We start from the raw sequence: 18,935 nt of genomic DNA on the forward strand, positions 1-18,935 counted from the left end.
ACTGCTGCGCCTAGCTCTTTGAGTACAGGACCTTCTTCAAAAGCACCTTGTTTATTGCGTCCATCATGGCCTCTACCGACGCTACGACGATGTCCTCGTTTGCCTTGCGCGCAGAGACGATGTTGCCGTTCTTGTCCTCCACTTTTACTGAGACTTCTGCAAGCGCGTCAGAGCCGCCGGATATAGAGTCAAGCTTGTATTCGCGTATTTTGATGCTTGCAACGTCGGCCGCGATTTTCTGAATCGCCTTTAGTGCCGCGTCGACAGGGCCCACGCCTGTCTCTGACGATATCAGGTCCTTTCCTTCCGCGTTGAGCCTGACTACTGCCGTGGGTATGATGTTCATGCCGGTCACTATGTGAAAATCATACAGCTTGAACTTTTCCTCGAACTGTGGGTTGTGCATGACCTCTCCTGCTATTGAGAGCAGGTCTGCTGTAGTAATGGCCTTGCCCTTGTCTGCGATGTTCTTTTGATTTTCCACTATGGTCTTCAGCTGCTCGTCCGTTGGCGTGATGCCAAACTCCGCAAGCATGGCGTTTATGCCGTGCGCGCCCGCGTGCTTGCCCGCCTGGAGCCAGCGCTTCCTGCCGACAAGCTCGGGGCTGATAGGCTCATAGGTGAGCGGGTTGTTGAGTATGCCGTGGGTGTGGATGCCGGACTCATGGCCGAAGGCGTTCTCGCCAATTATGGCCTTGTTGGGCTGGACCACGATTCCCATCGTGTTTGCCACGAACCTCGAAGTTTCATAGAGCATCTGCGTCTTGATGTTGTGCTTTTTCTCGTAGAGGCACTGGAGCGCCATCACGAATTCCTCGAGCGATGCGTTCCCAGCGCGCTCGCCAAGGCCGTTTATCGTTACGTGCGCGCACGCCGCACCCGCGTTTATGCCCGCTAGCGAGTTTGCCACCGCAAGCCCAAAGTCATCGTGGCAGTGCATGCTTATTGGAAGTTTTGTCACTGTTTTGACGTCGTTTACTATCTGGGTGATGTACTGCGGCGTGGCATAGCCGACGGTGTCCGGTATATCAAGCCTGTCTGCGCCCGCCTGTTCTACCGCCCTGAACACTTCGAGCAAAAACGGCCTGTCAGACCGAGTCGCGTCCTCTGCAGAAAACTCTACTCTCAGGCCGTGCTTTTTCGCATATTCGACTGCGTGCACCGCGTGCTCCAGCACCTGCTCCCTTGTCATCTTTAGCTTGAACTTCATGTGGATGTCTGACGTTGCGATGAACGTGTGGACGTACTTCAAGCCGCAGTTTATCGCAGCGTCTATGTCCGCGTCGGTTGCCCGCGCAAGGCCGCAGACCTCTGCTTTCAGCCCGTTGTTTGCTATCGCCTTGATGGCGCGCATCTCGCCGTGCGAGACTATGGGGAAGCCGGCCTCGATTACGTCTACGCCAAGGTCGCTCAACCTCGAAGCAATCTGGATCTTTTGCTCCGGCGTGACTGTCACGCCTGGCGTCTGCTCTCCGTCACGAAGCGTGGTGTCGAAAATCCTTACCTTTTCTTCCATCAAAGTTCAGTCCCCCTGGGCAACGCCGAAACGCCGGTCCTTGCCAGCTGGGCAATACCGTATTGTTCCACCAGATTCTTAAACGCATCTATCTTGTCCGGCGTGCCAGTTATCTCGACTGTGATAGTCTCCTTGCCTATGTCGATGATGTTTCCCCGGAATATGCTGGCATAGTTGAGTATCTCGCTCCTCGTCGTGGGGTCGACTGCCCTCATCTTGATGAGCGCCAATTCCCTGTAAACTGCCTTGTCGAGGTCCAGCACCTTGACTTCTACTACGTCTATTAATTTCCTGAGCTGCTTGACCAACTGATCAAGAGTGCGCTCGTCGCTGTTTGTGGTTATGGTCATCCGCGAGAGGTCCTGCTGCTCCGTCGTGCCAACCGTTATCGACTCGATGTTGAAGCTGCGTGCCCTGAACAAGTTAGTGACCCTAAAGAGCACGCCGGGCTTGTTCTCCACAAGCGCCGAGACAATGTACCATCCGCCGTTCCCAGACATATCCTAAGCTCCTGTTATCATGTCCTTGAGGCTCGTGCCTGGCGCCACGAACGGGTACACGTCCTCGTCCGGGTCTATCGGGATGTCGATTACAGTTGCCACGTCGCTTTTCAACGCGGTCTTTATCGCCTTCTCTAATTCTGCCATCGACTGGGCGCGTATTCCCTGTGCACCGTAGGCATCTGCTATCTTTACATAATCTGGGCACTGGTGCTGGTGCACCCCGCTGTAGCGGCGGTTGTAGAAGGTGCGCTGCCACTGGGCTACCATGCCAAGCATGTAGTTATTCATGAGGAACACTATTACCGGCAACTTTTCGAGCACCGACACCGCAAGAGCGTTCTCGGTCATGTTGAACGAGCCGTCGCCGGCAATGTCTACCACCGGCACTTCGGGCCTTGCAGCCTTGGCGCCTATCGACGCCGGGAATCCGAATCCCATCGTGCCAAGGCCGGTTGAGCTGAAGAAGGTGCCAGGCGAAATAACATCAAAGTGGAGCGATGCCCACATCTGGCACTGGCCCACCTCTGTCGTCGCAATCGCGTTGGCGGGCAAGATCTCGCGCAACTTTTTGAGCGACTTTTTGGCAGTGACGTCTCTGGCGTAGTCCTTGATAGTCTCCTGATAATATTGGATGAGCTCCTTCCTGCGCTTGAGCCAGGGGTTGTCCGCCTCCCTTTTTACGACCTTTTTCGCCAAGAGCTTGACAAGCGTGCGAAGCGACGACTTTACATCTCCCACTATAGCCACGTCGACGGCCTTGTTCTTACCTATCTCTGCAGGGTCGATGTCCATGTGGATTATGCTCATGCCCTTGCCGAACTCGTCAAAGCGCCCTACCGACCTGTCGGAGAAGCGCGCGCCTATCGCTATTATGCAGTCTGCCTCGATGATTATTTTGTTTGCCTCGGGGTGGCCGTGCATGCCTATGGGGCCCATCGCAAGCGGGTGGTTCTCGGGGAACGCGCCCTTGCCCTTGAACGTCGTGACTACTGGTAACATGAGAAGCTCCGCAAGCGCCCGGAGCTCGGCAAACGCGCCTGACAATATGACACCTCCGCCGGCCATGATTATGGGGCGCTCGGCCTTCAGTATGAGTTCCACCGCCTTGCCAACTTCTGAGAGGTCAGCATCTACCACCGGGCTGTACCCCCTCACCTTTATGAGGTCGGGGAACTTCATCTCTGCAGTTGCCTGCTGGACGTCCTTTGGTATATCTACCAGTACCGGGCCGGGCCTCCCACTCTCGGCGATGTAGAACGCCTTTTTCACCATCTCGGGGATTTCAGTCGCAAGCCTTGGCTGGAATGCGTACTTTGTGCAAGGGTTCGCAACACCAATTATGTCCGTCTCCTGGAAAGCGTCTTTGCCTATCATGGCCAGAGGAACCTGACCTGTCACTGCGACCATTGGGCTCGAGTCGGCGTAAGCGGTCGCGATACCTGTTATGAGGTTGGTGGCACCGGGTCCAGATGTCGCAAAGCAAACGCCGGACTTCCTCTTTATCCTGGCATAACCGTCTGCCATGTGCGCGGCGGATTGCTCGTGGCGCACGAGCACGTGCCTGAGGTTGGCGCCGACAAGCGCGTCGTATATGGGAAGGTTTGCGCCCCCTGGAAGACCGAAGACTACGTCTACGCCCTCCTTCTCGAGGGCATGAATCAACGCCTTTGCGCCGGTCATTTCCGCCATTATGTTTTCACCATTCTCAAGACAAGCGCCCGCCTGTCAGCAGAGATTTGTCTAGGCAAGTACCAGCAGGACCAGAATCTTAACCTTGTGCCTAGAGCGCTCGCTGCCTCTTTGGGGCATCCGGGGGTGGATTGCAGTGATATAATTTATAAAGTTTTGCGAATTACAGCTGCATGAACATTATTGTCAGCTATGGATTCCTCCACTATCCAGGACCTAATTTACAAATATTTTCAGATAGCCAAGAGCAAGGAAATCGAGGGCATTCCAGACTTTTTTGACGACAAGTTCACAAAGTTTGGCGACTCGCCTCCTTACGACCGCAGAGAGCTAGAACGCGCGCTGATGCTCGAGCAGCTGCAGTTTGCAAGTATCTCTGACTATGATTTCAAGATAGAAGACCTGAAGGTAGATGTGATCGGCGAGACTGCCGTGGCGACTTTTGTGCTCCAGAGCACCGGCATGATAGTCGACGACTACAGCTTTCGCGGCACAACTATAAACAACAGATCGCGTGTCACCATTGTTTTCAAGAAGGACAAAAATGGTAGATGGAAGATGCTCCACCAGCACTTTTCAAAGATGACCGGCTAGTCGAAATCGCCGGAACTGCTGACTTTCTTTACTATTTCCTGCGGCTTTTTCTGCTTTGATTTTTCGCGCTCGCGCACAAACACGTCGTAGGCCTCCTTCGCGTCGGCCTTGTTGTGCACTATTGCCTTGACCGCCTTTATCATGGGGACGGGGTAATCTGACTGCCAGATGTTCCGGCCCATGTCGACTCCGGCCGCGCCGTGCGTGACTGAATCATGGGCAAGTTTCAGCGCGTCCATCTCGGGCAGCTTCTTGCCACCTGCTACTACGAGAGGGACTGGGCAGGCCTCAACGACTTTCTCAAAGTTGTCGCAGTAGTATGTCTTTACAATGTGCGCGCCAAGTTCTGCCGCCACCCTGCACGCTAGCGCCAGGTAGCGGGCGTCGCGGCCCATATCCTTGCCCACCGCAGTCACGGCAAGCACCGGAATTCCATACTTTTCACCTTCGTCCACGAGCTTGCCCAACGACGCAAGCGTCTGGTGCTCGTATCTTGAACCTACAAATATTGAAAGCGCAAGGCACGAAACGTTCATCTTGATTGCCTCTTCAATGGACGTGGTTATCGTTTCTTTGGACAGATCTTCGCCGACGATGCTGGTTCCTCCTGACACGCGAAGCACTATCGGAACGTCCCTTTCTGCCGGGATGCAGTTACGCAGGATCCCACGAGTGAGCATGAGTGAGTCGGCGTACGGGAGAAGTGGCCTTACAGTCTCGGCGGCGTTTTCAAGGCGCTCGGTGGGGCCAAGGAAATAGCCGTGGTCCACTGCAAGCATGAGGCAGCGGCCGTCCTGCGGCTTGATTATCCTGGAAAAGCGGTTTTTCATTCCCCAGTCCATCGTGTATCGCAGCCCCGGGGCCGTTTTTATTATATATAGTTTCTACGCGCCCGACGTGACTATTACCTTCATGGCGTCCTTGGCCTCGTGCGCGCACTTGATCGCCTCGGACGCATCTTTGATGTCAAAGCGGTGTGTTATGAGAGGGGCAACGTCAACGCGCTTTTCCGCCATCATCCTTATCGCCTGATTCGTCTCGACTTCGGACGCGGCGTAACTCGGTATGAGCGAATGCTCGCTTGAGTATAGCCTGCTCATGTCATATGACAAATTCGATGCCTTGGGCGGGACGCCAAAGAGCACGATCTTGCCGCCGCGCCTTGCCAGGTCAAATGCCTGCAATAGCGCATTCGTGCTGCCAGTCGCGACTATTGCGACGTCTACGCCCCGGCCGCCAGTCTGCTCCTTTATCTCCTGGGCAAAGTTCTGGTTTGAAATAGAGTTGAACGTTGCAACGCCATACTTTGCAGCAAACTTTAGCCTGAAATCGTTGACGTCAGATACGAACATTTTTCCTGCGTCAAACGCCTTCGCCAATATGACGTGCATGAGCCCTGCCGGACCTGCGCCCAGCACCGCCACGTCGTCGCCGGCTCGAAAGCCGCTCTTGTTCCAGGCGCGGATGCAGCACGCAAACGGTTCAATCAATGATGCCTCGTCAAACGTAATGCCTTCCGGCAACCTGATGAGGCCGCCCCTTGATACATTCCACGCCGACACCAAGAACTGTTCCGCAAGGCCGCACGGGCTGATGTTGCTCTTCTGGTATTCAGGGCACATCGTGTGGTCGCCGTGGATGCAATAGTGGCATGAATAGCAGGGGACGTGGTGGTGCACGAATACCCTGTCGCCGGGCGCAAAGCCCTTGACATCCTTGCCGACGTTAACGACCACTCCTGCCGGCTCGTGCCCGAGCCTGCCTGATGTCATGCCGTACTCGCCATACACCTTTTCAAGGTCAGAGCCGCACAGTCCACAGACGCGCATTCTGACAATGACGTCGCCGGCGCCGGCAATCACGGGGTCGCTGACGTCGTCGACAGAGACAGTGCTCTGCCCCTTGACAAAGACCGCCTTCATTCTTTTTAGAGTAGGGCCGGCGGCCTATAAATAGCGTCTGAATAGCGTCTGAATAGCGTCTGAATAGGCGAACCAAAGAACCTTTAAATAATAAAAAAGGAATTCTTTCCTACCGCAATGCTGTTACCTTCAGAGATCGAAGCAAAGTCGCTCATCCCCGCCGTCCGGGCAATCCTTGCCAGGAAACTCATCAAGGAGTACTCGCTCAGGGAAGAGGACGTCGCCAAGGTTCTTGGCATCACCCAGGCGGCAGTCAGCAACTACGTCCGGGGCACAAGAGGAGACTTGGAACTGATCTCCAAGATGGGGTCGATAATGGAGGTAATGCGCATGATAGATGATATCGCACGCGAGCTGTCGACTTACAAGGCATACACGCCAAGCACGCTTGCCAAGTTCGTCGGCCTGACAAACTACATGCGCTACACGCTGCTCATCTGCGACGTGCACCACAGCATCGAGTCAAACATCGACGAGACCGTATGCGAGCAGTGCAGGGGCACGTTCGTCCGAGAACACTAGCTAATTTTACAAAAATTAATATACTGAATGCAGAACAACTTGTCAGCGATGGAACGGATCAACGGAGAGTCCATTGCAGGCATAGCACTAGCCTTTCTTGCAGTACTTTTCATCGTAGCCGCACAGGTAAATGCTGTCTGGGCAGTGGCCCTTCCAGCAGACTATGTCCTTCTTGCAGTGGGCATCGCGCTCATCGCACTCGGCAGGTGGACCACGATGAATGCCAACAAGAACCCGCCGGTAGAGCACCATCACTAGGTGCAAGGCTTTTAACAATGCGCCTGTGATGCAATAGCATGCCCGCCCGCGACGCCGACGAGTCGGTCAGCGCATATGTCGACACGGAAAAGACCTTCTTCGAGCTCGCAAGCGAGCAGCGCCTCTCAATAATCTTTCGGATAAGCGAGAAAAAGGCCAAGATATCGCAGCTGGCAAAGGACCTCGGAATCACGATCCAGGAGGCTCACAGGAACGTCAAGCGCCTGCAGGATGCCGGCCTGATAGAGAAAAACCCAGAAGGCGTGTTTTCGCTGACGACTTATGGCAGCACGATAATCAAGCAGATCCCGACTTTCAACTATTTGTCAAAACACAAGGAGTATTTTTCAGAACACGTCCTTGGGGAACTGCCGATAAAGTTCATCATGCGGCTTGGCGCGCTTGACAAGTGCGAGTACGTCAAGGGCGTGGTCGCAATCTTGGAGCGCTGGAAGGGCATATACCGCAACGCAGACCAGTACGTCTACGAGATAGTGCCCCAGGTGCCGATTGACCTGATAGAGCCGGCGATTGACCGCGTAAAGTCAAAGGGCATCAAGTACAGTTATGTTCTACCAAAGAACGTCATCATCCCAAAAGGCCGCAAGGACCTGCTGAAAAAGCTGGGCCACAACGAGCTCCTGAACAAGGGGGCCATAGAGAGGCGGATGGTCGACAGCGTGCAAGTGGCAGTCGTGCTGAACGAAAAGCACGCGTCTGTCATGTTCCCGACGCCAAAAGGCGAGACCGACATGAATATGCTATTCTACAGCTCTGACCCGATATTCCACGAATGGTGCCTTGACTATTTCCGCTACCGGTGGTACGGCTCTGACATTTTCGACGAAAACCGCCTGAAAGAGATCTGAGCTGGTGCGCGTTTCTAGGGGAAACTGCAAAACTAAATAATTCTTCAAGCTGGCAAAAGGCCGATCGAATCAACTATTTCATCCAGTCAACAGGGATGTCCTGGTACAGGCCGTTCGGAAGAACGCGCCTTATCGAAATCGGAAGCGCCTTTTGCTTGACCTCTTCCATCGCCACCAGGATGGAGGTCTTTGCCTCTTCCGAGGGTTTTATCAGCGGCGGCGCGCCAAGAGACAACTGCAGCGCGCGTGCGCCTGTAATCCTTGCGCGCTCAAAGCGTGTTAACCACGGCAGGCCTATGACTATCTTGCTGCCTTGGGCCTCGACTTCCCGAAGCTCAAACTCGGTATCCGCGTAAGTCACGACCTCGTCTGCTGGCCGGTTGGACTTTTTCACGACTTCTTCGATCTTGCCTTTAGTCTTTGCAGACTTTTTAGAAGCTGTTTTTTTTGTAAAGCGCTTGACTACCAAGAATGATGCAAAAGCTATCAGCTATCTAATTAAATGTTGCGAATTTTTCAACTAATGTGGGCACTGCTGGCCGGAAAACCTTTTCATTACATCCTCCCCTTTCTAGGGCTGTGCAGGCAGGTTCCGTCTCGCGCATAAAGCTCATCGCAGAAATTGCGGGCAAGGGAGCCGCCGAGTGCGAGCTTGTGCGCCACCTCTCTCCCATAACGTCCACCATATTGCTGAGGGGGCTGCCTGTGCAGGACAGGATCCACCGCTTTGAGGACAAGTTTGTCTACATCGAGACCGGTATGGTCATAGGCGCCGAAAAGCAGCACGCGCAGTTTCGGCGCGGCGACATGGCGCTTTTGCCGTCAAACGGCGCGATATGCTTTGTGATAAAGGACTGTACGGTGCCTGCGATGAACCCGATAGGCAAGATAGTGAATAACATAGAAGCGATAGAGGGGGTTAAGGCTGGAGACGTGGTGTCGGTGAAAAGGGCTACTGCTTGACCTTCTCGTAGACCCTGTGGCCGCTGTAGCCCCCAACCTTTTTCACCAGCCCCCTTGCCTCAAGTGACTTGATGAATGAGTTTGCCACAGATATTTTCACGTTCGCCACCTTGGCCACCGACTGGATTGTTATCGCCCTCATCCCCGCTATGGCCTTCATGCCTACAGGCTCTTCTATCACGACTGCAAGCTTTTGCCTCTGCTGGGGCTTGCCCTTCTTCTCATCTTTTGCCGCCGGCTTTATTTCGCCTGCCGGACCGGTCATTGTGCCCTTGTCCTGCTTGGCCGCCGGCTTGTTCTTGTTGCCGCCCATAGTGAGCGCTACTACCGTGCCACCCATTAATATTCATATTCAAAAGCGCGCTGTTCAAAAATCGGGTTTATTGGCACCCCTGTTTGATTCGGACCATGACGGCGGCACGGTACCTGCCTGGGTCACAGTTGAGAGTTCATCTGAACTTATTGCGAATGGTAAGGTCGTGGCGCGTACAGAATGTTGCTTTCTACTAGAGCCGGATAGGAACGTGTTTTGCACTAGGATTAGGTTCTTGAACTAATGTTGACTATATTATCCTGTTAGACAAGTGCAACATGGCCCTATTGGCTTTCTGGTGCTGGTATTCAGTTCGTCCAATATGTGGCAACAGCGCACCGTGTCGTAACAGGACAAAGGGAGGCCTAACACACTCGCCTGAGAGAAGATTTACTGTCATAGGAAGCGGATAAGTCAAGTCGTCGGTTGTTCATGAATGAATTTGGAGCGGCAGTAGCCGAATACTTGACAGCTTCAAGACAAAACTTTAAGCGTGAGCCGACAAAGCTTTTCTCTGGATGGACTTTCAGCCGCTGGTTGAGGCCTTTGCGCAGATGGAGCAAACCTCCAGCAGGATTGCGCTCACCGACCACTTGGTCTCACTCTTGAAAAAGACTCCGGCCAACCTCATCGACAAAGCGACTTACCTCATCCAGGGCAAGCTGTATCCTGACTATGAGGGCATAGAGATGGGCCTTGCTGAAAAGATGGCCCTGCGCGCAATAGCAAACTCGTCGGGCAAGAACCTGTCAGAAGTTGAAGCCATCTATCGCGAAACAGGTGACATAGGCGACACGGCAGGCAGGGCCATGAAAACAAAAGCGCAGTCGACGCTTTTTTCAGACGCAATGACAGTCGAGCGCGTTTATTCAACGTTTGACAGGATTGCACGCACGACCGGCTCGGGCTCGCAGGAAACCAAGCTCCGGCACGTCAGCAGCCTGCTCCACGACTCGACGCCGGAAGAAGGGAGATACATCATGAAGTTTGTCATGGGCGCGCTTCGGCTCGGCATTGCAGATTATACGGTACTCGATGCCCTTGCGATTGCATTCACCGGTGACAAGGCAAACCGCGAGGCGCTTGAAAACGCGTACAACATCTCAAGCGACCTTGGAACCGTTGCACGTTTGCTGGCTACAAAGGGCCTTGGCGCCGTCACGTCCATACAGGTGACGCTTTTTAAGCCGATAAGGCCGATGCTTGCCGAGCGCGTCACCACTGCTGAGGAGGCAGTCGAGCGCATGGAAGGAAGAGCCGCAGTCGAGTACAAGCTGGACGGCGAGCGGGTGCAGGTGCACAAGGGAAAAGACCGCGTCGAGCTATTTTCACGCAGGCTGGAAAAGATAACAAGCCACTACCCCGACGTGACAAAGGCCGCGATCGCCATCAAGGCAAAGGATGTCATAATGGAAGGTGAAGTCGTGGCGGTAAACGCGCAAACAGAAGAGTATCTCCCGTTCCAGGAGCTGATGCATAGGAGGCGTAAGCACGGCATAAAAGAGGCGATGGAAGCCTACCCAGTCGTCATCAACTTTTTTGATATCCTGTACCTGGACGGCAAGAGCAGGATGACGCTTCCATATGAGGAACGCCGAGAGCTCCTTGAGAAGGTGCTGAAAGGCGCCAGGGACGACATGATAAAGGTGGTGCCACAAAAAATAACGACCAAGCCCGAGCAGGTGGACCGGTTCATGAACCAGGCAATAGAGAGCGGGTGCGAAGGTGTCATGTTAAAGCTGCCGCAGAGCATCTACAGGGCAGGGTCGCGCGGATACCTCTGGGTGAAACTAAAACGCGAATACCGGAGCGAGCTTGCAGACACACTAGATCTGGTGGTCGTCGGCGCGCTGCACGGCCGTGGTAGGCGCGTCGGCAAGTACGGCGCGCTATTGCTTGCAGCCTACGACAAGAACGAGGACATTTTCCGCAGCGTGTCAAAGGTTGGCACCGGCTTTACCGACGAGCACCTTGACCAGTTCTACCGGGAGCTTGAGAGGCACGTCGTGCACCAAAAGCACGCCCGCGTAGACACCGGCATGGACATGGACGTGTGGTTCGAGCCCTCGATGGTGATAGAGGTTATTGCGTCAGAGATAACCCTGAGCCCGTCGTACACTGCAGGAAAGAACGTGATAAGAGAGGGGTACGGCTTGGCGCTTCGGTTCCCCAAGTTCACGGGCAAGATACGCGACGACAAGGACCCCGAGGGAGCGACGGGCGTCGAGGAGATAGCCACCATGTACCGGCGCCAGCTGAAGGTCCGGACTGGCGCCCAGCCTGCAGATTAAATATCGACCTCTGCAAAACAAGCGCATGAAGGTCTCAGAACTCTGCAGCATGATTGAAGAGTCGATAAAGTCCGGCCGATACCCGCTTGAAACAGAGACGCAGAAAAAGTGTGCCGGCCTGCTGAAGGTAACGAGCAAGTCCGCCACTGACGACTTAAAGTCAGGCGACGCCGCAGTAGAAGTGCGCGTGGGCGACCTTTACTTCACGACAAACTTTTCACCAAACATTCATCACCTCCCCGGAGTGATAGAGATGGACGTGCTTGACTGTTTTCGGCTGATATGCCGCAAGGCGGACAGGATCGACACCGGCGTCAAGCTAGAGCGCTAGTTGCCGGTCTCGCGCTCAACCCTACTTGCCATCTCGTCAAGCTCTTCCATTCCCCGGAACTTTTGATATGTCAGTTTTTCAAGGGCGACAAGCAGGCTCTTTGCCGACCGAAACTGGGGCACCTCGGGGTCGTTTATCTCTGCGTACAGACCTATTCCTTGCAAGCCGCTCTCCTTTGCTAGGCCCAGTATTAGGCCGTTAAAGCCGGTGATAAGCGACGAGCCCGGCGTTGGCTCAAAGCCTAGGCGCTGCAGCTGCTCTGCCAGCTCCTGTGTTGTAGCCGTGACAAGGGCCTTGGGGCACTTGCCATAGTCCCGCGTCGTGTGAAAAGCACCAAGCGTGTATACAAGTTGCGCCGAATATTGCTTTGCGACACCTATTACATCCTGACACAGGTCGTAAAGCTCTTGGTTTGTCTGGGGCTGGCCTACGCCGCCACCAAATACTATGATGTTGCCGTCAGAGCCGTGACGGTACTCCCACCTCTCTCGCTCGTAGTCGATATAGCCACCCTTGTCAACCACGTAGTTCGGGAACGGGATATCGATGAACCGGAAAATCCTGGTCTCCATGCTCTTGTTAATAAAGTCGATAGCGATGCTCCCGACGTTGCCCATGTCCTGCATCGCGGCTATTACGATGGGCTTGTTTATGGCCGGCTCCCCCACGTTTACGGCCTTCATAGGGAGCCCTGCGCAGCGGCCGGATAAAAGAGTTGGCAGGGGAAAGGTTAAAAATTGGACAGAAACACATTGTAGCAGAGACTTGTCTGCTAGCGAAAGCGGTATTTCAGACGACCACCTGACTGCGATTGCCGGGTGGAAGTCGCGCAAGGAGCAATTACACAAGCAGCAAGAGTCTGTCATGCAGGCAAACGACGAGGCGGAGAAGGTAGACCTCGTTTACCTGACAAAGAAAAAGGCTTGAAAACTTAATAGCCCTTGATTGTAGAAATGCCTGCATGTCGCTTTCATACAACGACAGGCTTGCGCTCTTGCAGCACGCAATCAGCAAGTATGATTCTGAACCTTTGCTCAAGGAAAAGCTGAAAGGCGTGCTTTCTGAAAAGGAAGTCGAGCGGGGCATCGACGCGCTGCTAGCGACCCAGAAGGTGCGCCGGATAGGGACAGACGTGATACAGAACAACCATAGTGCTACAGGTGAGCTCCCCGAGCTGCCGGACCACCTGAAGGAAATAGTGGAAAAGCTCTAGATCTTTAGCGACGCGATGCACTCTGTCAGTATGCGCGCCGCCAGGTACGCAGTCATGTTGTTCAAGTCATAGTCTGGCGACAGCTCGACAATGTCAAAGCCCGCGACGTTGCCTGCGCCCATAACTTTTGTCAGCAAGAACAGCAGGTCTGCAGTGGTGAGTCCGCCGGGTGATGGAACAGACACGCCGGGCGCAGAAGCAGGGTCAACGCAGTCAAGGTCTATTGAGACATAGACCTTGTTCCCTGTAGTCTTTGACAAAATCATCTCTGCGACCCTGTGAACGCCAAGCTCAACTATGTCGATGGGCGTCACCATCTGCAGGCATGCGTTCTTGGCGTTTTCAATTTCTTCCGGCTCTGCAGCCCGCGTTCCTATTGTCATGCTCTTTACAAAGTCGACATGATCTGCTGAGTCGGTCATGACCGAGCCGTAATAACCCCTTGTCGACGACACGAAATCGGGGTGGGCATCAAAATACAAGAGAGACAGCTTTTTGCCGGAAGACTTGCTGACGGCAGCAAGCACGTCGGTTGTGAGCGAGTGGTCGCCTCCAATCGTGACAGGCATCTTGCCGGCCTTGACTATGCTGCTGATGTGCTCATACACTTGGTCTCGCTTGATGTTGCCGGCGTCAAACACACGCTTTCCTTCAAGCGTGCCCTTCATGGGGACGGTCGGTATCATCTTGTCGTCGCGGACAAAGAACTCAGACTCGTTTGACGCCGACCTGAGGATGTCCGGCGCCGTGTCCGTGCCCTTACGCAGGGCGTGCGACCTACTCTCATCGGGCACGCCCGTTACGACGATGTCCGCGTCGCCAATTTCCCCGGCAGCTGCGCGGTAGAACTTCAACGCAGACAGTATGCACAGCCTGCTTTTAACTCTGCACCTTTTCACACCGTACATGAATAAGCTTTAAGTTGAGCCAAGCGATTCTTATCTCTCATGTCCACAATGAAGTATATCCAGCTGGAACCACACGGCGACATAGCCGTCGTCAAGATAAACAGGCCGGAGGCGCTCAACGCCATGAACGTCGACGTGATATCTGAGCTGTCGCGAACAATCGACATACTGGCAGCCGACGAATCTATAAAGGTTGTAATCCTGACGGGAACAGGTGAGCGCTCGTTCTGCGCCGGAGCAGACATCAGCTTCATGGTCAACATCGAGCCGATGCAGGCGGAGAAATACGCGTCAGCTGCGCAGGCGGTGCTCAACAAGATAGAAAAGCTTGAAAAGCCGGTTATCGGCGCGGTGAACGGCTTTGCGCTTGGCGGCGGGTGCGAGCTTGCAATGGTCTGTGACATCCGGTATGCTTCCGAAAACGCCAAGATAGGTCAGCCCGAGGTGACAATTGGCATCCCGCCGGGGTGGGGCGGCACCCAGCGCCTGCTGAGGATAGTGGGCCCGGCAAAGGCAAAGGAGATGATCTACACAGGCAAGATGATAACTGCAGACGAGGCCGAAAAGATAGGCCTTGTAAACAGAGTTATCAAACTTGGCGCTGAAGACGAAGTCCCGCCGGAGGCGCCAAAAGGCGACGCCACGGCAGAAAAGGCACGCGCAGCCGAAGTCGCCAAGGTGTTGAACAAGAAACTGATGAGCGAATGCCTGGCCCTAGCCAACGAAATAACGAAGAACAGCTCTACTGCAGTCAAGGTCAGCAAGATGTTGATAAACCGGGGCATGGACACAGACATCGAGACGGGCCTGCGCCTCGAGATCTACGGCTGGGCGCTCTGCTTTGCACATGAGGACCGCAGGAACATGATGTCCGCTTTCCTTAACAAGGCCAAAAAGTAGCTATACGACGTGCGCCCCGGCGCTTGGCCTGCAGAGAAACGTCCGGCATTTTACGCCGGCTTGCCCAAACCCTGCGGCCATCGCTTTGGCAACCTTTTTTGAATTTCTTGCAGTTTTCAAGAACGCGATCACCGATGGTCCTGCGCCGGATATTGTGACTGCAAGCGCGCCGGCGGCAAGCGCGTTTTCCTTGACTGAATCAAAGCCAGGTATCAGGTGCTTTCTTGCCGGCTCGACGATCGCATCGTCGATGCCCCTTGCAATAAGCTCTACATCCTTTAGCGCAAACCCTGCTACTATGGTGCTTGCCCCAGCCACGTTACAGACGGCGCTTCTCAGCGAGACCTCGCTTGGAAGCACACTCCTTGCGACTTCTGTTTTTCTCTCAGGAACGGGTATAGACGGCACTGCGACCACTAGCACAAGGTCGCGCGGGGGCGCAAACCGTACGAAGAGCGGCACAGGGTCGCTCTTTATGCTGGATATCAGAAAGCCGCCCAAGACCGACGCTGAGACGTTGTCATAGTGCTTTGCGCCGGCGCTTGCGATCTCGCCTTCCGCGGCGTACTCGACCAGCTTTTCCTTCTTTATTTTTAGATTGTACAGGCCGTCAAACGCGACTGCCGCAGCCGCCGCCGAGGCGGCGCTGGATCCCATGCCATAGCCGGCTGGCACACCCTTTTTTACCCTCACCTCAAGGTTGTCTGCTACGCCAAACTCTTGCGCCATCTTCTTGATGACAAGCCCTGCCGAGTTGGACTCAGGCGCAGCAGGTATGCTTGGGTCAGACATCTTTATGGTTATCCTGCCGTCGCTTCCTTTCACCCTGGTCACCGTCACCTTGTCGTACAACGCGTCAAGCGCAAGACCGAACACGTCATAGCCCGGCCCAAGGTTTGCAGTTGACGACGGTGCGACTGCAGTACAGGACTTCACGGCCAATCTACACATCCTCTCCCTGATTAAGGGTTCGGGCAAGCGCCGCAGCGAGATTGATCATGCCATTCATGGTGGTACTAGAGACCGCGATGAGCCCCGGCGCAAAGCCTGCCCGGGTCATGCTCCGTGCAAGGTCCTTGCTCAAGAGCGAGTACTCACTCTCCTTTTCTGCGCTGAGCGCGATTTCAAGCGCATGCGTCGAGCCGGCCCAGTCAAGGATATCCTTCAATTTGTCGATTACAAGATCGCGCTTGGTCAGCACGTTTATCTGCGCCGTTTTCAACCTCAATTTCACAGACGAGGCGAGGAGCGAGATTGAGACAAAGTTGATGGGCGACGAGACCAGCGTGGCGTCAAACGCAAAAATCGTCACCTTGTTGTCCGCATTGAAGTTTGAAACAAAGTACGGCCCGCCTGCCCGGAAAGCAAACAGCTCTATCTGACCCGGTGTGTCGACGATGACGTAGTCAGCGTTCAGCTCGTCCACTTGCTGCTGCATCTCGTCCATTTTTGTGGCCACCATGTCGCTTGCCATGACCAGTGCGCCGTTGGGCCCGAGGCTGAAATTATCCATGAGAGTGCCTATGTCTATGAGATCCCGGACATCTACGTCGGGCTTGTAGGGGAGCGAGGCGACGCCGGGATCAAGGTTCAATGAAATGGGGTAGGCGCCGTTGTCACGGTACCACTGTAACAGACGAGAGGTGAGCAATGATTTTCCCGAGCCGGCAGTCCCCGTCACGAAAATGGCGTTGGCCATCCTTTTGCAAGCTGCGCGTCGGCGTATATCTGCTTTACACATTCGTTATTGTTATAAAATAATATTCACACAATGCGCATGAAAGTGTCGGTTGGGGCATGAAATATGCCCATTTTTACCCTATTTGTAATACACCACTGTGTGGCATGAGCAATTTTGTGTTACATGACCAAAACCCAGTAACCACATCCGCGCTCAAAAGTCAGATCCCGGGCCGACGGAGTAACACTGTCGGCATCCGTCCCGAAGGAAATCGTTTATCCCATTCGCCTGCAGGCCGGTGATTTTGTGGAATGGATCTGGATAACAGAGGGTTTGGAGTCGTATTGCAAAGTCTGGAAGGTCTTTGCATGATCGACGCTCAAACATCGATGAGGAGACGCCGTGTTGGTCCTTAGAACCCTCACTCAAGCCCAAAATTTTCCATGACACTTCTGAAGCCTCTCTACTTCTATTGGAAGAAGGGACTTAGTGCCGTCGACAGTGTAGGCGCACATAGCGGTAAGTGGAAGGGCAAACCGTGGTTTCAGTGACAATTCCTAAGCTACGAGGTCTTTGCTCAATCCGGCCTTAAAGATGCCGGACATGTCTGCAAAAACTCTCAATCCGCTCTTGCCTCTCCTCCGCGAAAGCGAAACCACCACATTCCACTTCGCTTTCACATCGAGGCTATCAACTGTATCGTATGGATAGTACCATTCCCTGGTTGACTTGATCATAATATCATCATCCTTCTCCATCTTGGCAACCTGAACGTTTCGCTACCCACAAGTTTTATGACTCCTTCACATGGGCCAAGAGTAGAGACAAAATTAGATGGTGAGCTCACCGTACGAATTGCTGTGAAAGCACGAATCTGGGCATTTGGAAAAGCATCCAGCAGCTTATTCGCTGCGCCTCTTTGGGTGTCAAGTTCGCTTTTATCAGGCAGTTGTACAGTTTCGGCAAGTATTCCTCAGCCGTGCCGTGAAGCTTTTACCTCAGCTCGTATAGCAGTTTTTCGTATTCTTGCATGTAGTTAAGAATCACATAATGAACTTATTCTTCAACCACGACCCTTCTTAGCTTGTTGGAACTGGATGCCAGTACACTTGGCGACATAGAGAGCCTTATTGAGAAGTGTAGGCATGAACCCAATCCTGACCGACGGCTAAAAATTCTGTTAGTGATCAACGCAATGCTTCCCCCTGCGAAAAAGCTGCACGTACCATCATTCTTGACAGATGATTACATTACAAGAGCCCTTCATGAGATAGAAAAAGCACTGAAGAGCAACTATTAGGTGATAGGTCTGCCAGTTCTGGCATTTCTTCGAGGGCGTGGGCGAGTTGAATGTCTTTATGGAGATTACCAGCGCTCATGCCTAAATGCTTCTTTGCAGATACATCTTGGTCCATAAGTCGCGCATCGTGCGCTACTTTCTCTGGCGGTCTATTTGGTGGTTTGAGTAGCCCTTTCGCCTCATACAACTCAACCACCCGGGCCCTGCTTTTCACCTCAAGGTTCCAGCGCAGGTTCTCACGCCGTAGGTTTTCCTCGTGCTCGGCCAGTTCTGCTAGCGCAAGAAATAATGAGAGGAGCGCAGAACAAAGGATAGCTTGCTTGAATCGAAATATATGTGACTTCAAACCCCATATGTTTCGTGTCTCGGGACTCTGGCGACATAGACTCGATAAGAACAGCGTTACGAAAGTATCTTGAAGAAAATAACATAGGATATGAGATTGGAGAAGTTGAAAGGCTCGAGGGCTCGGCGTACGTGATAAACGTCGGGGTAAAGAAGTTGGAGAATTACAGTGGCTCAGGAAGACTCTACAACAAGCTTTACGACATCATTATGGAGAAGGCCTCAGAATCTACGATAGTCCTCAACCTGGAGCCAATCTAATTAATCGGCCAGCAAGGTACATCATAGTTGTTCTGGTTCGATATCAGTTATCAAAAAGTCGTAGTCGGATATCCTTGTAGCAATAGTGGACCAGCCAAATCAGCTTAGCTAGCCTGTAGTCCAGATATGCGTCGATTTCTGTCGCATACTCGGGGTGCAAAAGCACGTATATTCTTCCTTGCTCTTTCGTAGACTGTAAATCGATAGACCCCTTCATCTTTCCATTTCTTCAGGTGCTTGAGAGAGAGCCCTGAGACCGCGCCTATTCTCATTCCCGTAGAGATTAGTAACAAGATTAGGACACGGCTCCTAATTCCTGAAACTTGAAGGACTACGCTCAATTCATCCTTGGTATATGTCCTGTCCGTAATTGTTCTCCGATTTTCGCCTGGGAAGGACTTTATCTTTCGGCGATTAAGAGCCTATCCCAAAATTATTGACACAGCAGTCGCAATTGCATGACAGGTACAGATTTAGCTTGATGCCACATCTGTCCCACATGTGACTCGCGTACATAGGAAGAAGAAAAAGCATCTTCCTACCATCAGGCGTATTC

The 18,935-nt window shown here is 53.5% G+C and carries 24 protein-coding genes; 12 read left to right on the plus strand and 12 right to left on the minus strand.

The window, feature by feature from the left end:
* Positions 1-10: 10 nt before the first annotated feature.
* The 3 genes from VGA14_RS03090 to ilvB are packed head-to-tail and all read right to left on the minus strand — an operon-like array spanning position 11 to position 3,708.
* Complete coding sequence (locus VGA14_RS03090; protein WP_331002280.1) at positions 11-1,516, minus strand: 2-isopropylmalate synthase; 1,506 nt, start codon at positions 1,514-1,516, stop codon at positions 11-13.
* A complete protein-coding gene (gene ilvN / locus VGA14_RS03095) occupies positions 1,516-2,016 on the minus strand; it encodes an acetolactate synthase small subunit (protein WP_331002281.1) in 501 nt (166 codons plus the stop codon). Before ilvN ends, VGA14_RS03090 begins: the two co-directional genes overlap by 1 nt.
* Before the next feature lie 3 nt (positions 2,017-2,019).
* Positions 2,020-3,708, minus strand: coding sequence for a biosynthetic-type acetolactate synthase large subunit (ilvB, locus tag VGA14_RS03100; protein WP_331002282.1), 1,689 nt, complete (start codon positions 3,706-3,708; stop codon positions 2,020-2,022).
* 192 nt (positions 3,709-3,900) lie between these two features.
* Here ilvB and VGA14_RS03105 point away from each other — a divergent pair, with 192 nt between their 5' ends.
* Complete coding sequence (locus tag VGA14_RS03105) at positions 3,901-4,302, plus strand: YybH family protein (RefSeq protein WP_331002283.1); 402 nt, start codon at positions 3,901-3,903, stop codon at positions 4,300-4,302.
* On the opposite strand, the gene lsrF is transcribed toward VGA14_RS03105, so the two are convergent.
* Complete coding sequence (gene lsrF, locus VGA14_RS03110) at positions 4,299-5,144, minus strand: 3-hydroxy-5-phosphonooxypentane-2,4-dione thiolase (protein ID WP_331002284.1); 846 nt, start codon at positions 5,142-5,144, stop codon at positions 4,299-4,301. The genes VGA14_RS03105 and lsrF overlap by 4 nt on opposite strands.
* A gap of 42 nt (positions 5,145-5,186) precedes the next feature.
* Positions 5,187-6,224 carry a zinc-dependent dehydrogenase gene (locus VGA14_RS03115; RefSeq protein WP_331002285.1) on the minus strand — a complete coding sequence of 346 codons (1,038 nt, stop codon included), beginning with the start codon at positions 6,222-6,224 and terminating at the stop codon, positions 5,187-5,189.
* A 117-nt stretch (positions 6,225-6,341) separates the two neighbouring features.
* Between VGA14_RS03115 and VGA14_RS03120 the strand changes: the two genes are divergently transcribed.
* The 3 genes from VGA14_RS03120 to VGA14_RS03130 are packed head-to-tail and all read left to right on the plus strand — an operon-like array spanning position 6,342 to position 7,873.
* Positions 6,342-6,746 carry a transcriptional regulator gene (locus tag VGA14_RS03120; protein ID WP_331002286.1) on the plus strand — a complete coding sequence of 135 codons (405 nt, stop codon included), beginning with the start codon at positions 6,342-6,344 and terminating at the stop codon, positions 6,744-6,746.
* 48 nt (positions 6,747-6,794) lie between these two features.
* A complete protein-coding gene (locus VGA14_RS03125) occupies positions 6,795-7,004 on the plus strand; it encodes a hypothetical protein (RefSeq protein ID WP_331002287.1) in 210 nt (69 codons plus the stop codon).
* A 38-nt stretch (positions 7,005-7,042) separates the two neighbouring features.
* Positions 7,043-7,873, plus strand: a complete 831-nt coding sequence (locus tag VGA14_RS03130; RefSeq protein ID WP_331002288.1) for a transcriptional regulator — start codon at positions 7,043-7,045, stop codon at positions 7,871-7,873.
* 73 nt (positions 7,874-7,946) lie between these two features.
* On the opposite strand, the gene VGA14_RS03135 is transcribed toward VGA14_RS03130, so the two are convergent.
* Positions 7,947-8,342, minus strand: a complete 396-nt coding sequence (locus VGA14_RS03135; RefSeq protein WP_331002289.1) for a DNA-directed RNA polymerase subunit K — start codon at positions 8,340-8,342, stop codon at positions 7,947-7,949.
* Between the two features lie 110 nt (positions 8,343-8,452).
* Here VGA14_RS03135 and VGA14_RS03140 point away from each other — a divergent pair, with 110 nt between their 5' ends.
* Positions 8,453-8,836 (plus strand): hypothetical protein, encoded by a 384-nt coding sequence (locus tag VGA14_RS03140; protein ID WP_331002290.1) that lies wholly within the window; start codon positions 8,453-8,455, stop codon positions 8,834-8,836.
* On the opposite strand, the gene VGA14_RS03145 is transcribed toward VGA14_RS03140, so the two are convergent.
* On the minus strand, positions 8,826-9,176 hold the full coding sequence (locus VGA14_RS03145; protein ID WP_331002291.1) for a hypothetical protein: 351 nt from the start codon (positions 9,174-9,176) through the stop codon (positions 8,826-8,828). The genes VGA14_RS03140 and VGA14_RS03145 overlap by 11 nt on opposite strands.
* Before the next feature lie 491 nt (positions 9,177-9,667).
* Here VGA14_RS03145 and VGA14_RS03150 point away from each other — a divergent pair, with 491 nt between their 5' ends.
* Together VGA14_RS03150 and VGA14_RS03155 are read left to right on the plus strand one after the other, a co-directional pair.
* Positions 9,668-11,440, plus strand: coding sequence for an ATP-dependent DNA ligase (locus VGA14_RS03150; protein ID WP_331002292.1), 1,773 nt, complete (start codon positions 9,668-9,670; stop codon positions 11,438-11,440).
* Between the two features lie 25 nt (positions 11,441-11,465).
* A complete protein-coding gene (locus VGA14_RS03155) occupies positions 11,466-11,771 on the plus strand; it encodes a hypothetical protein (protein ID WP_331002293.1) in 306 nt (101 codons plus the stop codon).
* Here VGA14_RS03155 and VGA14_RS03160 read toward each other — a convergent pair.
* Complete coding sequence (locus VGA14_RS03160) at positions 11,768-12,454, minus strand: PAC2 family protein (RefSeq protein WP_331002294.1); 687 nt, start codon at positions 12,452-12,454, stop codon at positions 11,768-11,770. The two genes, VGA14_RS03155 and VGA14_RS03160, sit on opposite strands and share 4 nt — an antisense overlap.
* 82 nt (positions 12,455-12,536) lie before the next feature.
* On the opposite strand from VGA14_RS03160, the gene VGA14_RS03165 reads away from it, so the two are divergent.
* Both VGA14_RS03165 and VGA14_RS03170 read left to right on the plus strand, forming a co-directional pair.
* A complete protein-coding gene (locus VGA14_RS03165; RefSeq protein WP_331002295.1) occupies positions 12,537-12,698 on the plus strand; it encodes a hypothetical protein in 162 nt (53 codons plus the stop codon).
* Positions 12,699-12,732: 34 nt separating this feature from the next.
* Positions 12,733-12,984: a hypothetical protein gene (locus tag VGA14_RS03170; RefSeq protein ID WP_331002296.1), complete on the plus strand. Its 252-nt coding sequence runs from the start codon at positions 12,733-12,735 to the stop codon at positions 12,982-12,984.
* On the opposite strand, the gene VGA14_RS03175 is transcribed toward VGA14_RS03170, so the two are convergent.
* Entirely contained in the window at positions 12,981-13,838 is an 858-nt protein-coding gene (locus VGA14_RS03175; protein ID WP_331002297.1) for an arginase family protein, read from the minus strand. The genes VGA14_RS03170 and VGA14_RS03175 overlap by 4 nt on opposite strands.
* Positions 13,839-13,940: 102 nt before the next feature.
* Between VGA14_RS03175 and VGA14_RS03180 the strand changes: the two genes are divergently transcribed.
* Complete coding sequence (locus VGA14_RS03180; RefSeq protein ID WP_349257130.1) at positions 13,941-14,792, plus strand: enoyl-CoA hydratase/isomerase family protein; 852 nt, start codon at positions 13,941-13,943, stop codon at positions 14,790-14,792.
* Here the strand turns inward: VGA14_RS03180 and VGA14_RS03185 are convergent, their stop codons facing one another.
* The 3 genes from VGA14_RS03185 to VGA14_RS03195 form a co-directional block, all read right to left on the minus strand.
* Entirely contained in the window at positions 14,793-15,743 is a 951-nt protein-coding gene (locus VGA14_RS03185) for a homoserine kinase (RefSeq protein WP_349257131.1), read from the minus strand. It abuts the gene before it with no gap.
* Positions 15,736-16,491 (minus strand): ATP/GTP-binding protein, encoded by a 756-nt coding sequence (locus VGA14_RS03190; RefSeq protein ID WP_331002300.1) that lies wholly within the window; start codon positions 16,489-16,491, stop codon positions 15,736-15,738. Before VGA14_RS03190 ends, VGA14_RS03185 begins: the two co-directional genes overlap by 8 nt.
* Before the next feature lie 539 nt (positions 16,492-17,030).
* A complete protein-coding gene (locus VGA14_RS03195) occupies positions 17,031-17,231 on the minus strand; it encodes a hypothetical protein (protein WP_331002301.1) in 201 nt (66 codons plus the stop codon).
* 329 nt (positions 17,232-17,560) lie between these two features.
* Here VGA14_RS03195 and VGA14_RS03200 point away from each other — a divergent pair, with 329 nt between their 5' ends.
* Together VGA14_RS03200 and VGA14_RS03205 are read left to right on the plus strand one after the other, a co-directional pair.
* A complete protein-coding gene (locus VGA14_RS03200) occupies positions 17,561-17,773 on the plus strand; it encodes a hypothetical protein (protein ID WP_331002302.1) in 213 nt (70 codons plus the stop codon).
* Positions 17,774-18,133: 360 nt separating this feature from the next.
* Positions 18,134-18,379, plus strand: a complete 246-nt coding sequence (locus tag VGA14_RS03205; RefSeq protein ID WP_331002303.1) for a hypothetical protein — start codon at positions 18,134-18,136, stop codon at positions 18,377-18,379.
* Positions 18,380-18,935 lie beyond the last annotated feature (556 nt).

It is taken from the genome of Nitrososphaera sp., assembly GCF_036397675.1.
In the GTDB taxonomy this organism is placed as follows: Archaea; Thermoproteota; Nitrososphaeria; order Nitrososphaerales; family Nitrososphaeraceae; genus Nitrososphaera.

Excerpts from the sequence above, each read along its gene's own strand:
- VGA14_RS03090 (WP_331002280.1), bottom strand. The coding sequence starts at position 1,516 with ATGGAAGAAAAGGTAAGGATTTTCGACACCACGCTTCGTGACGGAGAG.
- ilvN (WP_331002281.1), bottom strand. The coding sequence starts at position 2,016 with ATGTCTGGGAACGGCGGATGGTACATTGTCTCGGCGCTTGTGGAGAAC.
- ilvB (WP_331002282.1), bottom strand. The coding sequence starts at position 3,708 with ATGGCGGAAATGACCGGCGCAAAGGCGTTGATTCATGCCCTCGAGAAG.
- VGA14_RS03105 (WP_331002283.1), top strand. The coding sequence starts at position 3,901 with ATGGATTCCTCCACTATCCAGGACCTAATTTACAAATATTTTCAGATA.
- lsrF (WP_331002284.1), bottom strand. The coding sequence starts at position 5,144 with ATGGACTGGGGAATGAAAAACCGCTTTTCCAGGATAATCAAGCCGCAG.
- VGA14_RS03115 (WP_331002285.1), bottom strand. The coding sequence starts at position 6,224 with ATGAAGGCGGTCTTTGTCAAGGGGCAGAGCACTGTCTCTGTCGACGAC.
- VGA14_RS03120 (WP_331002286.1), top strand. The coding sequence starts at position 6,342 with ATGCTGTTACCTTCAGAGATCGAAGCAAAGTCGCTCATCCCCGCCGTC.
- VGA14_RS03125 (WP_331002287.1), top strand. The coding sequence starts at position 6,795 with ATGGAACGGATCAACGGAGAGTCCATTGCAGGCATAGCACTAGCCTTT.
- VGA14_RS03130 (WP_331002288.1), top strand. The coding sequence starts at position 7,043 with ATGCCCGCCCGCGACGCCGACGAGTCGGTCAGCGCATATGTCGACACG.
- VGA14_RS03145 (WP_331002291.1), bottom strand. The coding sequence starts at position 9,176 with ATGGGTGGCACGGTAGTAGCGCTCACTATGGGCGGCAACAAGAACAAG.
- VGA14_RS03150 (WP_331002292.1), top strand. The coding sequence starts at position 9,668 with ATGGACTTTCAGCCGCTGGTTGAGGCCTTTGCGCAGATGGAGCAAACC.
- VGA14_RS03155 (WP_331002293.1), top strand. The coding sequence starts at position 11,466 with ATGAAGGTCTCAGAACTCTGCAGCATGATTGAAGAGTCGATAAAGTCC.
- VGA14_RS03160 (WP_331002294.1), bottom strand. The coding sequence starts at position 12,454 with ATGAAGGCCGTAAACGTGGGGGAGCCGGCCATAAACAAGCCCATCGTA.
- VGA14_RS03170 (WP_331002296.1), top strand. The coding sequence starts at position 12,733 with ATGTCGCTTTCATACAACGACAGGCTTGCGCTCTTGCAGCACGCAATC.
- VGA14_RS03180 (WP_349257130.1), top strand. The coding sequence starts at position 13,941 with ATGAAGTATATCCAGCTGGAACCACACGGCGACATAGCCGTCGTCAAG.
- VGA14_RS03185 (WP_349257131.1), bottom strand. The coding sequence starts at position 15,743 with ATGTGTAGATTGGCCGTGAAGTCCTGTACTGCAGTCGCACCGTCGTCA.
- VGA14_RS03190 (WP_331002300.1), bottom strand. The coding sequence starts at position 16,491 with ATGGCCAACGCCATTTTCGTGACGGGGACTGCCGGCTCGGGAAAATCA.
- VGA14_RS03195 (WP_331002301.1), bottom strand. The coding sequence starts at position 17,231 with ATGGAGAAGGATGATGATATTATGATCAAGTCAACCAGGGAATGGTAC.